This is a genomic window from Pseudomonas sp. TH21 (genome assembly GCF_016651025.1).
Taxonomy (GTDB): Bacteria; Pseudomonadota; Gammaproteobacteria; order Pseudomonadales; family Pseudomonadaceae; genus Aquipseudomonas; species Aquipseudomonas aylmerensis.
This window is the reverse complement of sequence record NZ_JAEKEQ010000001.1, coordinates 1221978-1235842: the sequence shown is the minus strand read 5'-3', so window position 1 is coordinate 1235842 and position 13865 is coordinate 1221978. Positions and strand designations below refer to the sequence as shown.

The window sequence follows — 13865 nt, the reverse complement described above, 5'->3', positions numbered from 1 at the left end:
CTGTTTATTGTCCGTTGCGTTTGGCCGAAGGCATGTCCGAACCGTACTTTCTGATCCAGCACGTGCCAGGAACGGCGCGGGATTTGCTCACGACAGGTTGTCTCTATGCACCGCAGGAATTTGCTCAAAGCGTCCATGGCCATTGCGGCTTACACCGGTTTGTCGGCCAGCGGCCTGCTCGCCGCGCAGGCCTGGGCCGGAAACCGCGCCGCCGATGGCAAGGCCGTGGCGTTTGATTTTGAAACGCTCAAGGCCCAGGCCAAGCAGCTCGCCGGGACCGCGTATAAAGACACCAAACAGGTACTCCCGCCCACCCTGGCGACCATGACCCCGCAGAATTTCAACGCCATCGGGTACGACGGCAACCATTCGCTGTGGAAGGAATTGAACGGCCAACTGGACGTGCAGTTCTTCCACGTCGGCATGGGGTTCAAGACGCCGGTGCGCATGCACAGCGTCGACCCCAAGACCCGTGAAGCCCGCGAAGTGCATTTCCGCCCTTCACTGTTCAACTATGAAAAAACCACCGTCGACACCAAACAGTTGACCGGCGACCTGGGTTTCTCCGGCTTCAAGCTGTTCAAGGCACCGGAACTGGATCGCCATGACGTGCTGTCGTTTCTCGGCGCCAGCTACTTCCGCGCGGTGGATTCCACCGGCCAGTACGGACTTTCCGCACGGGGCCTGGCGATTGATACCTACGCGAAGAAGCGCGAAGAGTTCCCTGACTTCACGCAGTTCTGGTTCGAGACCCCGGACAAGAACGCCACCCGCTTTGTGGTCTACGCCCTGCTCGACTCGCCGAGCGCCACCGGCGCCTATCGCTTCGATATCGACTGCCAGGCCAACCAGGTGGTGATGGCGATCGACGCCAACATCAATGCGCGCACCGCCATCGAACAACTGGGCATCGCGCCGATGACCAGCATGTTCAGTTGCGGCACCCACGAACGCCGCATGTGCGACACCATCCACCCGCAAATCCACGACTCGGATCGCCTGGCGATGTGGCGTGGCAATGGCGAGTGGATTTGTCGCCCGCTGAACAACCCGGCCAAGCTGCAGTTCAACGCATTCGCCGACACCGACCCGAAAGGCTTCGGCCTGGTGCAGACCGACCATGAGTTCGCCAGCTACCAGGACACTGTGGACTGGTACAGCAAGCGCCCAAGCCTGTGGGTAGAACCGACCACCGCCTGGGGCGAAGGCTCGATCGACCTGCTGGAGATCCCCACCACCGGCGAGACCCTGGACAACATCGTGGCCTTCTGGACACCGAAAAAACCGGTGGCGCCTGGCGATTCGCTCAACTATGGCTACAAGCTCTACTGGAGCGCCCTGCCCCCGGTGAGCACGCCGCTGGCACAGGTCGACGCCACCCGTTCAGGCATGGGCGGCTTTACCGAAGGCTGGGCACCGGGCGAGCATTACCCAGAGGTGTGGGCGCGTCGGTTTGCCGTGGACTTCAAGGGCGGCGGCCTCGATCGCCTGCCGGCCGGCACCGGGATCGAGCCGGTGGTGACCTGCTCCCACGGCGAAGTTAAAGACTTCAGCGTGCTGGTGCTCGACAACATCAAGGGCTATCGGATCCTGTTCGACTGGTACCCGACCAGCGACAGCGTCGAGCCTGTGGAACTGCGCCTGTTCATCCGCACCCAGGACCGCACCTTGAGTGAAACCTGGCTGTATCAGTACTTCCCGCCGGCACCCGAGGCGCGTAAATACACGTGATGCCACCTGTGGGAGCGAGGTTGCTCGCTCCCACAGGACTCAAATGCCCGCCTCAGAACCGCGACACACTCTTCATTGCCCCAATCAGATACCGCATCGCCACCTGGTCACTCTCGTTCAGGGCGCGATACTGCGCGAGTAATTCAGCCTCGTCCGAACTCAACCTGCAGCCACGCATGAACACCCTGCGGGCCAGAAAAGACACCACTGCACCCGCAACACCATAGGACTTGGCCATGGACTGTTTCTCCTGATATCGATCAAATACTCCTGGCGCCCATCACCTGCATCCCCTTAAGCACAAGGCCTGCGCGGACAAACGGACTGACTCCCTGGGCCAGAAATCAGACTTACCCTAAGCGTAGAAACAATCTGGTCACGTGTGGGATTTTTTTAGAGCATTCACTTAAAAAATCTCTTGAGTAACAATCACCTACGGACTTTTCCCACAGCATCATGCAAAAAAAACCCACCGGTTCAGGGTGGGTTTCGAGTGCAGCGCGAAGCGGATCAATCCCTCAAGTCAGACTCATGAATCGGCTGGTCTCGATGGGTTGCCCGTTGATACTGCGCCGGCCAGGTCGCCTTGCGCCCGCCGAGATCATCATCGGCATGCAGCGGCCAGTACGGGTCCCGCAGCAGTTCACGGGCCAGGAAGATAATATCGGCCTGGCAGGTGCGCAGGATGTGCTCAGCCTGTGCCGGTTCGGTGATCATGCCCACCGTGCCGGTGGCGATGCCCGACTCTTTGCGTACCCGTTCGGCGAAGCGCGTCTGGTAGCCAGGCCCCGTCGGAATCTCGGCATTGGCGGCGGTGCCACCAGAGGACACGTCGATCAGGTCCACACCCAGATCCTTCAAGCGGCGCGCCAATTCAACGGTTTCATCAGGGTTCCAGCCATCTTCCACCCAGTCGGTGGCCGACACCCGCACAAACAGCGGCAGGTCCTGAGGCCAGGCCGCACGCACGGCTTCGGTGACTTGCAGCACCAGGCGGATACGGTTTTCAAAAGAGCCGCCGTATTGGTCCTGGCGTTGATTGCTGATCGGCGAGAGGAATTGATGCAGCAGGTAACCGTGAGCCGCATGGATTTCCACCACTTCAAACCCGGCCGTGAGCGCGCGCTTGGCGGCGGCGACAAAGTCGGCGATCACCTGTTGGATCTGCCCTTCGTCCAACTGCCGGGGCTGCGTGTGATTGGGGTCAAAGGCAATCGGCGACGGCCCCACCGGCACCCACCCGCCGTCCTCCGGCTTGACGCTGCCATGCTTGCCGATCCATGGCCGATGAGTACTGGCCTTGCGCCCGGCATGGGCCAGCTGGATCCCGGCCACGGCGCCCTGGGCTGCGATAAACCGCGTGATGCGTTGCAGCGGTTCGATCTGTTCGTCGTTCCACAGGCCCAGGTCTTCGGCAGTGATACGGCCATCGGCGGTCACCGCGGTGGCCTCGGTGAAAATCAGCCCGGCGCCGCCGACTGCGCGACTGCCAAGGTGGACCAGGTGCCAGTCATTGGCCAGGCCATCGACACTGGAGTATTGGCACATCGGCGACACGGCGATGCGGTTGAGCAGGGTCAATTGGCGCAGGGTATAGGGTTCGAGCAGCTGACTCATGGCGCACCTCTTCTGGGCTTTTTGGGCTCTTTTAACTGAGCAGGCTTGCTCGCGAAAGACTCACCGGCGCCGCGTGTATTCAGGATCAACGCGTTTTAATTGACGTTTTTCGCGAGCAAGCTTGCTCCTACAGCCTAGTCGACAACGTTGGATTGCACAGGGTTCAGAACGAAAGCGGGAGCCGATTGCCGGCTCCCGTCGTGCACAGGCTTACATCTCGACCTGGGTGCCCAGTTCGATCACGCGGTTGACCGGGAGCTTGAAGAACCGCAGGTTGCCGTTGGCATTCTTCAACATGAACGCGAACAGCGCTTCACGCCAACGGGCCATGCCCTTGATGCGCGAGGCGATCACCGTTTCACGGCTGAGGAAGTAGGTGGTGCGCATCGGGCTGAAATCCAGCTCGTCGAGGTGGCACAGCTTCAGCGCTTCAGGCACGTCCGGCTCATCGGTAAAGCCAAAGTGCAGGATCACCCGGAAGAACCCCTCGCCGTAGGCATCCACCTCGAAGCGGCGGGCGGCCGGTACGCGTGGAATATCCTCGTAGACCACCGTCAGCAGCACCACTTGCTCGTGCAGCACCTGGTTGTGCAACAGGTTGTGCAACAGCGCATGGGGCACGGCGTCCGGGCGCGCGGTGAGGAACACCGCCGTACCCTGCACGCGATGCGGCGGTTGCACACGGATGCTGCTGATAAAGATCGGCAACGGCAGGCCGCCTTCGTCGAGGCGCTCGACCAGCAACTGCTTGCCGCGCTTCCACGTGGTCATCAGCACAAAGAGCACGATCCCCGCCAAGACCGGGAAGGCGCCGCCCTGGATGATCTTCGGCACGTTGGCGGCGAAGTACAGCCCGTCGACCAGCAGGCAGCAGACCAATACCGGCACGGCCAGGATCGGTGGCCATTTCCACAGCAGCAGCATCACCGCCGACACCAGGATCGTGGTCATCAGCATGGTACCGGTCACGGCTACACCGTAGGCCGACGCCAGTGCGTTAGAGGACTCGAAGCCCAGCACCAACAGGATCACGCCGACCATCAGCGACCAATTCACCGCGCCGATGTAGATCTGGCCCTGCTCGGCACTGGACGTGTGCTGGATGTGCATGCGCGGGATATAACCCAACTGGATCGCCTGGCGCGTCAACGAGAACGCACCGGAAATCACCGCCTGCGACGCAATCACCGTGGCCAGGGTCGACAGCACCACCAGCGGGATCAGCGCCCAACTCGGCGCCAGCAAGTAGAACGGGTTGCGCGCAGCTTCCGGATCGCCGAGCAGCATCGCGCCCTGGCCGAAATAATTGAGCACCAACGCCGGCAGCACCAGGATGAACCAGGCGCGGGCGATGGGCTTGCGGCCGAAGTGCCCCATGTCTGCGTACAGCGCCTCGGCACCGGTCAATGCCAGCACCACCGCCCCCAGGATCGCCACGCCAATGCCTGGGTGAGCCTCGAAGAAACGCACGCCCCACATCGGGTTCAAGGCGTTGAGCACTTCAGGGTGCAGGGTGATGCCATACACACCAAGTCCACCCAGCACCAGGAACCAGGTCACCATCACCGGTCCGAACAGCTTGCCGATGCGGTCGGTGCCGTGTTTCTGGATCAGAAACAACGCCACCAACACGACCAGCGCGATGGGCACGACCCATTTATCCAGGCCATCGAATGCCAGTTCCAGGCCTTCAATGGCCGACAAGACCGAAATCGCCGGGGTGATCATGCTGTCGCCGTAGAACAGCGCAGCCCCGCACAAGCCACAGACCACGAGGAAATTGCGCAGCTTCTTGCGCTCCCCCGCCGCGCGACGCGCCAGCGCGGTCAGCGCCATGATGCCGCCCTCGCCCTGGTTGTCCGCACGCAGTACAAACAGCATGTACTTGATCGATACCACCCAGATCAGCGACCAGAAGATCAGCGCCAGGATCCCCAGCACCCCGTCATGGTTGACCTGAACCCCATACCCCCCATTGAACACCTCTTTAAGGGTGTAGAGCGGGCTGGTGCCGATATCGCCATAAACCACCCCGACCGCTGCCACCAGCATGCCAATCGGCTTGGCGTTTGAATGCTCGGCACCTGCTGCCTGACTACTCGCGTGACCCATCAACCACTCCTGCCCTTTGACCTGAGGTCTTTTATAAACAACGCGCCTAAGCTGACCCTAGCATGCGCTGTTTTACTTCTCGTAACAGACGTTTTATTGACCCAGGGGTTCTACCCATGTGCAACGGCGCGAAGCATAGCGCAGCACTCGTCGCATTTCCCTGCTCAAGTGATAGGGGTGGCGTTTTCTGCCGTCATTAAAAGAGATCAAGGCATTTTAGGGCCTATTTGCCTGCATTGAGCGCATCACGGCCGACCGTATATTTTGGGCCCGGCTTAGTAATGCTGCCTTTAGCGGTGCAAGCGGGGTTTCCTTGACCGGCTTACCTGATCCATCAATCGTGCCCCTGCGGCGCGCAGTCGATACAAAAACTCAATCATCGATCTGTCTCTTTTAAAGTACATTCCTTATATACGAAGTGAAACACGTCCTGTCAGTCAACGGCGTAGACATCTACCAAGCTTGGGTGGACACCGTGCAAGACACCCGTTCAAAAGCAAGAATCACCACCAGAGTGGACCGAGCATCCCTTGGTCACTTTGGGGTGGCGGAGCCGGTGGGTGATGGGGTCTTTGAGATGAAGCTCGACTTCGAACCTGGGTTTCGCGTGTATTACGCAATCGTGGATCGAAAAATTGTTTTCCTGTTGGGTGGTGGCTCCAAGGCCAGACAGCAGAACGACATCGATCAGGCCAAGGCTCTCTGGAAATCCTACAAGGAGCAGCAAAAATGACCATTCGTACTCGTTCTCATGAAGAGAGTGTTCTTGAAATGCTCCGAGACGACGAAGCATTTGCCCTGGAATATCTATCCGTCGCACTTGAGGAAATCGATGAAGCGGGGGGTGAGGACGCGTTTCTTGTCGCTATTCGTCGAGTGGCGGAAGCTCGTGGCGGAATGCTCAGCTTGTCGCAGAACACCGGGCTCAATAGAGCTAATCTCTACAGATCCATCGCCGTCGGCGGCGACCCAAAACTTTCCACCCTGCTGAAAGTGCTCCAGGCGTTGGGGGTGGGCATGTCCAAAGTCGTCGCGCACCGCACGGAGCAGGACGTGCGGGCTTGAGAGCGTGGAAGGGCTCTGCGAATTACCCAACGCAGCACTCGTCGCATTTCCCTGCATAAAGCTGGTCAAGTGCGTTGCCCGTCGCTAGAATTGCGCACTTTTTGATCAGAGGCACACCAAGTGCCCGTCCGCAGCCCTGTCGTGCCCGACTGGCGGCGTCATTCAATACCGAGGTTAGACATGTCCACCACCATCGCAAAGGCCAACCCCAAGGTTGGCTTTGTTTCCCTGGGTTGCCCGAAGGCTCTGGTCGACTCCGAACGCATCCTGACCCAACTGCGCATGGAAGGTTATGACGTGGTGTCCACTTATCAGGACGCCGACGTGGTGGTGGTCAACACCTGCGGCTTCATCGACTCGGCCAAGGCGGAGTCGCTGGAAGTGATCGGCGAGGCCATCAAGGAAAACGGCAAGGTCATCGTGACCGGCTGCATGGGCGTGGAAGAAGGCAATATCCGCAACGTGCACCCGAGCGTGTTGGCCGTGACCGGCCCGCAGCAGTACGAGCAGGTGGTCAACGCCGTGCACGAAGTCGTGCCGCCGCGCCAGGACCACAACCCGCTGATCGACTTGGTGCCGCCGCAGGGCATCAAGCTGACCCCACGCCACTATGCGTACCTGAAGATTTCCGAAGGCTGCAACCACAGCTGCAGCTTCTGCATTATCCCCTCGATGCGCGGCAAACTGGTCAGCCGCCCGGTCGGTGATGTACTGGACGAGGCCCAGCGCCTGGTCAAATCCGGCGTGAAAGAGCTGCTGGTGATCTCCCAGGACACCAGCGCCTACGGCGTCGACGTGAAATACCGCACCGGCTTCTGGAACGGCGCGCCGGTGAAAACCCGCATGACCGAACTCTGCGAAGCCCTCAGCAGCCTCGGTGTGTGGGTGCGCTTGCACTACGTTTACCCGTACCCGCACGTGGACGAGTTGATCCCGTTGATGGCCGCCGGCAAGATCCTGCCGTACCTGGACATCCCGTTCCAGCACGCCAGCCCGAAAGTCCTGAAAGCCATGAAACGCCCGGCCTTCGAAGACAAGACCCTGGCACGCATCAAGAACTGGCGCGAGATCTGCCCGGAGCTGATCATTCGCTCGACCTTTATCGTCGGCTTCCCCGGCGAAACCGAAGAAGACTTCCAGTACCTGCTGGACTGGCTGACCGAGGCCCAACTGGACCGCGTCGGCTGCTTCCAGTACTCGCCGGTGGAAGGCGCTCCGGCCAACCTGCTGGACCTGGCCGTGGTGCCGGACGACATCAAGCAGGACCGTTGGGAGCGGTTCATGGCGCACCAGCAGGCCATCAGTTCGGCGCGCCTGCAATTGCGCATCGGCAAGGAAATCGAAGTGCTGATCGACGAAGTCGACGAGCAAGGCGCGGTCGGCCGCTGCTTCTTCGATGCCCCGGAGATCGACGGTAACGTGTTTATCGACGATGCCAGCGGTTTGAAGCCGGGTGACAAGGTCTGGTGCACCGTGACGGACGCCGACGAATACGACCTGTGGGCCGAGAAGCGTGACTGACGTGTAATATTTTGAAAAAGCCCTGCCTCTGGACAAGATGCGGGGCTTTTTTAGGTCTATCGTTTTGCCCATCAGCGCACATCAAGGCAAAGGGGCAGCGGGCATGCGTCAGCATTCGGTTATCCACACACCTAAAATCAGCGATTACGCCGAATTGGCACGCATCTGGGAGGCATCGGTGCGGGCCACCCACGATTTTCTGCCAGACAGTTACATCGAGTTGCTGAAAAACCTGGTGCTGACCCGCTACCTGGACGCGGTGATGCTGATTTGCACCAAGGACTCGCGCCAACGCATCACCGGGTTTGCCGGCGTCGCTGCGGGTAAGGTCGAGATGCTGTTCATCGACCCGCAGCACCGCGGCCAGGGCCTCGGCCGCCAACTGCTGCGCTACGCGGTCGAGCGCATGAATGCCGACGAACTGGACGTTAACGAACAAAACCCGCAGGCCCTGGGGTTTTACTTCAAGCAGGGGTTCGAGGTGATCGGACGCACGGAGCATGATGGCCTTGGGCAACCGTATCCGTTGCTGCACATGCGCTTGCGCCAGCAGCAACAGGCACGCAGTGGCTGACACAGCGCAGAACACCTGTGGGAGCTGGCTTGCCTGCGATGCAGACAACTCGGTGTATCGGGTGTACCGAGGCGACGCCATCGCAGGCAAGCTCCGACAAAAAGCAGCAGCACTGAAATGGGGCCGGGATTAACCGGCGCCAGGCAGGTACAATAACCGCCCCCTTTTGTTACGGCCCTTGTCATGACTGACCCCATACGCCTCTCCAAACGCCTCATCGAACTGGTCGGTTGCTCCCGTCGGGAGGCTGAGCTGTTTATCGAAGGCGGCTGGGTCTCGGTGGACGGCGAAGTGATCGACGAGCCGCAGTTCAAGGTCACCACGCAGAAAGTCGAGCTGGACCCCGAAGCCAAGGCCACTGCGCCGGAGCCGGTGACCATCCTGCTGCACGCGCCTGCCGGCGTGGATGCCGAGACGGCATTGGCGTCGATCAGCGCCGAGACCTTGTCCGAAGAGCATCGCTTCGGCAAACGCCCGCTCAAGGGCCATTTCCTGCGCCTGAGCGCCAGCGCCGACCTGCAAGCCAAGGCCAGCGGGCTGCTGGTCTTCACCCAGGACTGGAAGATCCTGCGCAAGTTGACCGCCGATGCCGCCAAGATCGAGCAGGAATACGTGGTCGAGGTCGAAGGCGACATGGTTGCGCACGGCCTCAACCGCCTGAACCACGGCCTGACCTACAAAGGCAAAGAGCTGCCTGCCGTGAAAGCCAGCTGGCAGAACGAAAACCGCCTGCGCTTTGCCATGAAAAACCCGCAACCGGGCGTGATCGCCCTGTTCTGCGAAGCCGTTGGCCTGAAAGTCGTCGCCATCCGCCGCATCCGCATCGGCGGCGTGTCCATCGGCAAAGTGCCGGTTGGCCAATGGCGTTATATGTCCGGCAAAGAGAAGTTCTAAGCCGCGCACCTTTTCTCGATACCGCCTCACCCGGCGGTGTCCACCGTTGAAAACCAGGATTGCCCATCATGATTCACAATGACGTACTGCGCAGCGTGCGCTACATGCTCGATATCAGCGATAACAAGATGGTCGAGATCATCAAACTCGGCGGCATGGACGTGACCAAGGAAGACCTGCTGACCTACCTCAAGAAAGATGAGGAAGAAGGCTTTGTGTTCTGCCCGGATGAAGTCATGGCCCATTTCCTCGACGGCCTGGTGATTTTCAAGCGCGGCAAGGACGAAAGCCGTCCGCCGCAGCCGATCGAGACCCCGGTGACCAACAACATCATCCTCAAGAAGCTGCGCGTGGCCTTCGAGCTGAAGGAAGACGACATGCACGCCATCCTCAAGGCTGCCGAGTTCCCGGTGTCCAAGCCGGAGCTGAGCGCGCTGTTTCGCAAGTTCGGCCACACCAACTACCGCCCGTGCGGCGACCAGTTGCTGCGCAACTTCCTCAAGGGGCTGACGCTGCGCGTCAGAGCTTAAAAACAGCTACAAGCTTCAAGCGCCAAGAGCTTGCAGCTTGAAGTTTGCCACTTGAGGCTTCAAAAATGAGTTACAGCGTCTCGCCCATCGGCTTTGTCCGCTCCTGTTTCAAGGAGAAGTTCGCCATCCCGCGCCAGCCGCAACTGGCGCCTGCCGCACGGGGCGTGCTGGAATTGGTCGCGCCATTCGACCAGGGTGAGGCGGTGCAGGGCCTGGAGCAGGTCAGCCATGTGTGGCTGTTGTTCCTGTTTCACCAGGCACTGGAAGACAAGCCGCGCCTCAAGGTGCGCCCGCCGCGCCTGGGCGGCAACACGTCCATGGGCGTATTTGCCACCCGCGCGACGCATCGGCCCAACGGCATTGGTCAATCGGTGGTCAAGCTGGACAGGGTCGAACCGGGCAGGCTGTGGATTTCCGGGCTCGATTTGCTCGATGGCACGCCGGTATTGGATATCAAGCCGTATGTGCCCTATGCCGACATCATCGACACGGCCACCAACCACATCGCCAGCAGCGCGCCGCCGCTGATTACGGTGCAGTGGCTGAAGACCGCCTTGCATCAGGCACAAGGCCACGCCCAGCGCCTTGACGAGCCGTTGGTGGCGCTGATCGAGCAGTGTCTGGCCCAGGATCCGCGGCCGGCGTATCAAACCCCGGGGCCGGAGCGTGAATATGGCGCGCAGTTCTGGGATGTGGATGTGCGCTGGCACTATCCCGAGGCCGGGATGATTTGCGTGCTGGAAGTGGTTGCGGCCCAATAAACCGCAGACATGAAAAAGCCCGCGCTGCCTTCAGGCAACGCGGGCTTTTCTTTTTACTGTAGGAGCCGGCTCCTGCAGGGGTTACTTCTCGACGAAGGCGCGTTCGATCAAGTAGTCACCCGGCTCACGCATGCGTGGCGAAACCTTCAGGCCGAAGCTGTTCAGCACTTCGCTGGTCTCATCCAACATGCTCGGGCTGCCGCACAGCATGGCGCGGTCGTCCTCGGGGTTGATCGGTGGCAGGCCGATGTCGCTGAACAGCTTGCCGCTGCGCATCAAGTCGGTCAGGCGGCCTTCGTTCTCGAACGGCTCGCGGGTCACGGTCGGGTAATAGATCAGCTTGTCACGCAGCGCTTCGCCGAAGAATTCGTTCTGCGGCAGGTGTTCGGTGATGAACTCGCGGTAGGCGACTTCATTGACGTAACGCACGCCGTGGCACAGGATCACTTTTTCGAAACGCTCGTAGGTTTCCGGGTCCTGGATCACGCTCATGAACGGCGCCAGGCCAGTACCGGTGCTGAGCAGGTACAGGTGTTTGCCCGGCTTCAAATCGTCAAGCACCAGGGTGCCTGTCGGTTTTTTGCTGATGATGATCTCGTCGCCTTCCTTCAAGTGCTGCAATTGGGAAGTCAGCGGGCCATCGGGCACCTTGATGCTGAAGAACTCCAGATGCTCTTCCCAGTTCGGGCTGGCAATCGAGTAAGCGCGCATGAGCGGGCGGCCGTTGGGCTGTTGCAGGCCGATCATCACGAACTGACCGTTCTCGAAGCGCAGGCCCGGATCACGGGTGCACTTGAAGCTGAACAGAGTGTCGTTCCAGTGATGAACACTGAGGACACGCTCGTGGTTCATGTTGCTCATGTACGGGGGACTCCTGGAAATGGGTCTGCGCCAAATGATAGGTGCGCAATTGCACAGCATTCTAATGGCGGCGACAATATCTGTTAACTGGATTATTAAGATAAGGGTTATCGGTTATATCGATATGCGATTTACTCTCCGTCAACTGCAAGTCTTCGTCGCCGTCGCCCAGCAGGAAAGCGTCTCGCGCGCTGCTGGCCTTCTGGCCTTATCGCAATCCGCCGCCAGCACCTCGATCACCGAGCTGGAGCGCCAATCCAGCTGCCAATTATTCGATCGCGCCGGTAAGCGCCTGAGTCTCAACGCCTTGGGTCACCAGCTGTTACCCCAGGCGGTGGCGCTGCTGGACCAGGCCAAGGAGATCGAGGACCTGCTCAACGGCAAGTCCGGCTTCGGCTCGCTGGCGGTGGGCGCCACCCTGACCATCGGCAATTACCTGGCCACGTTGCTGATCGGCAGCTTCATGCAACAGCACCCCGAGAGCCAGGTGAAGCTGCATGTGCAGAACACTGCACATATCGTGCACCAGGTGGCGCACTACGAAATTGACCTGGGTCTAATCGAAGGCGACTGCAGCCACCCGGACATCGAGGTACAAACCTGGGTAGAAGATGAGCTGGTGGTGTTTTGCGCGCCGCAGCATCACCTGGCCAAGCGCGGTGTGGCGAGCATGGACGAGTTGACCCACGAAGCCTGGATCCTGCGCGAACAAGGCTCAGGTACGCGCCTGACGTTCGACCAAGCCATGCGCCATCACCGCAGCGCGCTGAATATCCGCCTGGAGCTGGAACATACCGAGGCGATCAAGCGGGCGGTGGAGTCGGGATTGGGGATTGGCTGCATCTCTCGCCTGGCGCTGCGCGATGCATTCCGCCGTGGCAGCCTGGTGCCGGTGGAAACCCCGGACCTGGACCTGGCCCGGCAGTTCTACTTCATCTGGCACAAACAGAAGTACCAGACCTCGGCGATGCGCGAATTCCTCGAGCTGTGCCGCGCCTTCACCGCCGGGGTCCAGCGCAGCGACGAGATCGTGCTGCCGAGCATTGCCTGAGGGTTAGATCAGGATCACGGCCCACACCAGCGTGATCATGGTCAGCGCTACAAATTGCGCGGCGCTGCCCATGTCCTTGGCGTTTTTCGACAATGGGTGGCGGTCCAGGGAAATACGGTCGATGGCCGCCTCTACCGCCGAATTGAGCAATTCGACGATCAGCGCCAGCAGGCACACCGCGATCAGCAACGCCCGCTCCACCCGGCTGACGTGCAGGAAAAAGCTCAGCGGGATCAGGATAACGTTGAGCAGCACCAACTGACGGAAGGCCGCCTCGCCAGTGAACGCCGCGCGCAGGCCATCCAGGGAGTAACCCCCTGCATTGAAGATACGTTTGATACCGGTTTGACCCTTGAAAGGCGACATAGACGTAGGCAACTGAACCAAAGAAGTGGGGAAACTAGATCACGCCAAGTCAAAAAAGCGTGAATCGCTGACAGCTTAGTGCTGCGAAATTGACTCAAGTTGTTGCAAGAGCAGCGCCGCCTGGGTGCGTGTACGCACTCCCAACTTGCGGAAGATCGCCGTCACATGGGCCTTGATCGTCGCTTCGGACACGCTCAGCTCGAAGGCAATCTGCTTGTTCAACAAGCCTTCGCAGACCATGGTCAGCACGCGGAACTGCTGGGGTGTGAGGCTGGCCAGGCCATCGCGGGCGGCCTTGGCTTCGTCGGACACGTTGATTTCTTCAAACGCCTGTGGCGGCCAGGACACATCGCCATCCAACACGGTGCGTACTGCTTTCTGGATATCTTCCATCGAGCTGGACTTGGGAATGAAACCGCTGGCGCCAAACTCCTTGGAGCGCACCACCACATCGGCTTCTTCCTGGGCCGAAACCATCACCACGGGAATCTGCGGGTATTGCCCGCGCAGCAGCACCAGCCCGGAGAAACCGTAGGCACCCGGCATGTTCAGGTCGAGCAGCACCAGGTCCCAGTCGGATTTTTCGGTGAGGCGGGCTTCCAGTTCGGCAATGCTGGCCACTTCGACCAAGCGTACGTCAGGGCCCAGGCCCAGGGTGACGGCTTGATGCAGCGCACTGCGAAACAGCGGGTGGTCATCGGCTATCAGGATTTCGTATGTGGCCATTGATTAAATGATCCTGTTTTTTATGGCAGCCCTGATGGGTTCAGGGTTCACCAAGA

General features: G+C 60.2%; 15 protein-coding genes. 9 read left to right on the top strand and 6 right to left on the bottom strand.

Annotation, left to right across the window (positions count from 1 at the left end; all coding sequences use genetic code 11):
• Positions 1 to 105: 105 nt before the first annotated feature.
• Entirely contained in the window at positions 106 to 1731 is a 1626-nt protein-coding gene (locus JFU04_RS05450) for a glucan biosynthesis protein D (RefSeq protein WP_106804988.1), read from the top strand.
• A 52-nt stretch (positions 1732 to 1783) separates the two neighbouring features.
• Here JFU04_RS05450 and JFU04_RS05445 read toward each other — a convergent pair whose 3' ends face one another.
• The 3 genes from JFU04_RS05445 to JFU04_RS05435 all read right to left on the bottom strand — a co-directional run bounded on the left by JFU04_RS05445 (position 1784) and on the right by JFU04_RS05435 (position 5460).
• Entirely contained in the window at positions 1784 to 1969 is a 186-nt protein-coding gene (locus JFU04_RS05445) for a hypothetical protein (protein ID WP_106804989.1), read from the bottom strand.
• 272 nt (positions 1970 to 2241) lie between these two features.
• Complete coding sequence (locus tag JFU04_RS05440) at positions 2242 to 3348, bottom strand: NADH:flavin oxidoreductase/NADH oxidase (protein WP_120447760.1); 1107 nt, start codon at positions 3346 to 3348, stop codon at positions 2242 to 2244.
• A 210-nt stretch (positions 3349 to 3558) separates the two neighbouring features.
• The gene (locus tag JFU04_RS05435) at positions 3559 to 5460 is read right to left on the bottom strand and encodes a potassium transporter Kup (RefSeq protein WP_065903251.1); all 1902 of its coding nucleotides are present in this window, start codon (positions 5458 to 5460) and stop codon (positions 3559 to 3561) included.
• A 409-nt stretch (positions 5461 to 5869) separates the two neighbouring features.
• Between JFU04_RS05435 and JFU04_RS05430 the strand changes: the two genes are divergently transcribed.
• The 7 genes from JFU04_RS05430 to tsaA all read left to right on the top strand — a co-directional run bounded on the left by JFU04_RS05430 (position 5870) and on the right by tsaA (position 10805).
• Positions 5870 to 6193, top strand: a complete 324-nt coding sequence (locus tag JFU04_RS05430; RefSeq protein WP_201146313.1) for a type II toxin-antitoxin system RelE/ParE family toxin — start codon at positions 5870 to 5872, stop codon at positions 6191 to 6193.
• A complete protein-coding gene (locus JFU04_RS05425) occupies positions 6190 to 6525 on the top strand; it encodes an addiction module antidote protein (RefSeq protein WP_106804992.1) in 336 nt (111 codons plus the stop codon). Before JFU04_RS05430 ends, JFU04_RS05425 begins: the two co-directional genes overlap by 4 nt.
• 180 nt (positions 6526 to 6705) lie before the next feature.
• Entirely contained in the window at positions 6706 to 8046 is a 1341-nt protein-coding gene (gene rimO / locus JFU04_RS05420; RefSeq protein ID WP_207200633.1) for a 30S ribosomal protein S12 methylthiotransferase RimO, read from the top strand.
• Positions 8047 to 8149: 103 nt separating this feature from the next.
• A complete protein-coding gene (locus JFU04_RS05415; RefSeq protein WP_201143635.1) occupies positions 8150 to 8620 on the top strand; it encodes a GNAT family N-acetyltransferase in 471 nt (156 codons plus the stop codon).
• 183 nt (positions 8621 to 8803) lie between these two features.
• Entirely contained in the window at positions 8804 to 9514 is a 711-nt protein-coding gene (locus tag JFU04_RS05410) for an rRNA pseudouridine synthase (RefSeq protein ID WP_120447756.1), read from the top strand.
• Positions 9515 to 9582: 68 nt separating this feature from the next.
• Positions 9583 to 10044, top strand: coding sequence for a DUF1456 family protein (locus JFU04_RS05405; RefSeq protein ID WP_043048901.1), 462 nt, complete (start codon positions 9583 to 9585; stop codon positions 10042 to 10044).
• A 65-nt stretch (positions 10045 to 10109) separates the two neighbouring features.
• A complete protein-coding gene (gene tsaA / locus JFU04_RS05400) occupies positions 10110 to 10805 on the top strand; it encodes a tRNA (N6-threonylcarbamoyladenosine(37)-N6)-methyltransferase TrmO (protein ID WP_201143634.1) in 696 nt (231 codons plus the stop codon).
• A gap of 81 nt (positions 10806 to 10886) precedes the next feature.
• Here tsaA and fpr read toward each other — a convergent pair whose 3' ends face one another.
• Positions 10887 to 11666 (bottom strand): ferredoxin-NADP reductase, encoded by a 780-nt coding sequence (fpr, locus tag JFU04_RS05395; protein WP_003189055.1) that lies wholly within the window; start codon positions 11664 to 11666, stop codon positions 10887 to 10889.
• 124 nt (positions 11667 to 11790) lie between these two features.
• On the opposite strand from fpr, the gene JFU04_RS05390 reads away from it, so the two are divergent.
• Entirely contained in the window at positions 11791 to 12717 is a 927-nt protein-coding gene (locus tag JFU04_RS05390) for a LysR family transcriptional regulator (protein WP_010212678.1), read from the top strand.
• Between the two features lie 3 nt (positions 12718 to 12720).
• Here the strand turns inward: JFU04_RS05390 and JFU04_RS05385 are convergent, their stop codons facing one another.
• Together JFU04_RS05385 and erdR are read right to left on the bottom strand one after the other, a co-directional pair.
• Positions 12721 to 13083, bottom strand: coding sequence for a diacylglycerol kinase (locus JFU04_RS05385; RefSeq protein ID WP_017137081.1), 363 nt, complete (start codon positions 13081 to 13083; stop codon positions 12721 to 12723).
• A 75-nt stretch (positions 13084 to 13158) separates the two neighbouring features.
• Positions 13159 to 13809 carry a response regulator transcription factor ErdR gene (erdR, locus tag JFU04_RS05380; RefSeq protein WP_065903269.1) on the bottom strand — a complete coding sequence of 217 codons (651 nt, stop codon included), beginning with the start codon at positions 13807 to 13809 and terminating at the stop codon, positions 13159 to 13161.
• Positions 13810 to 13865 lie beyond the last annotated feature (56 nt).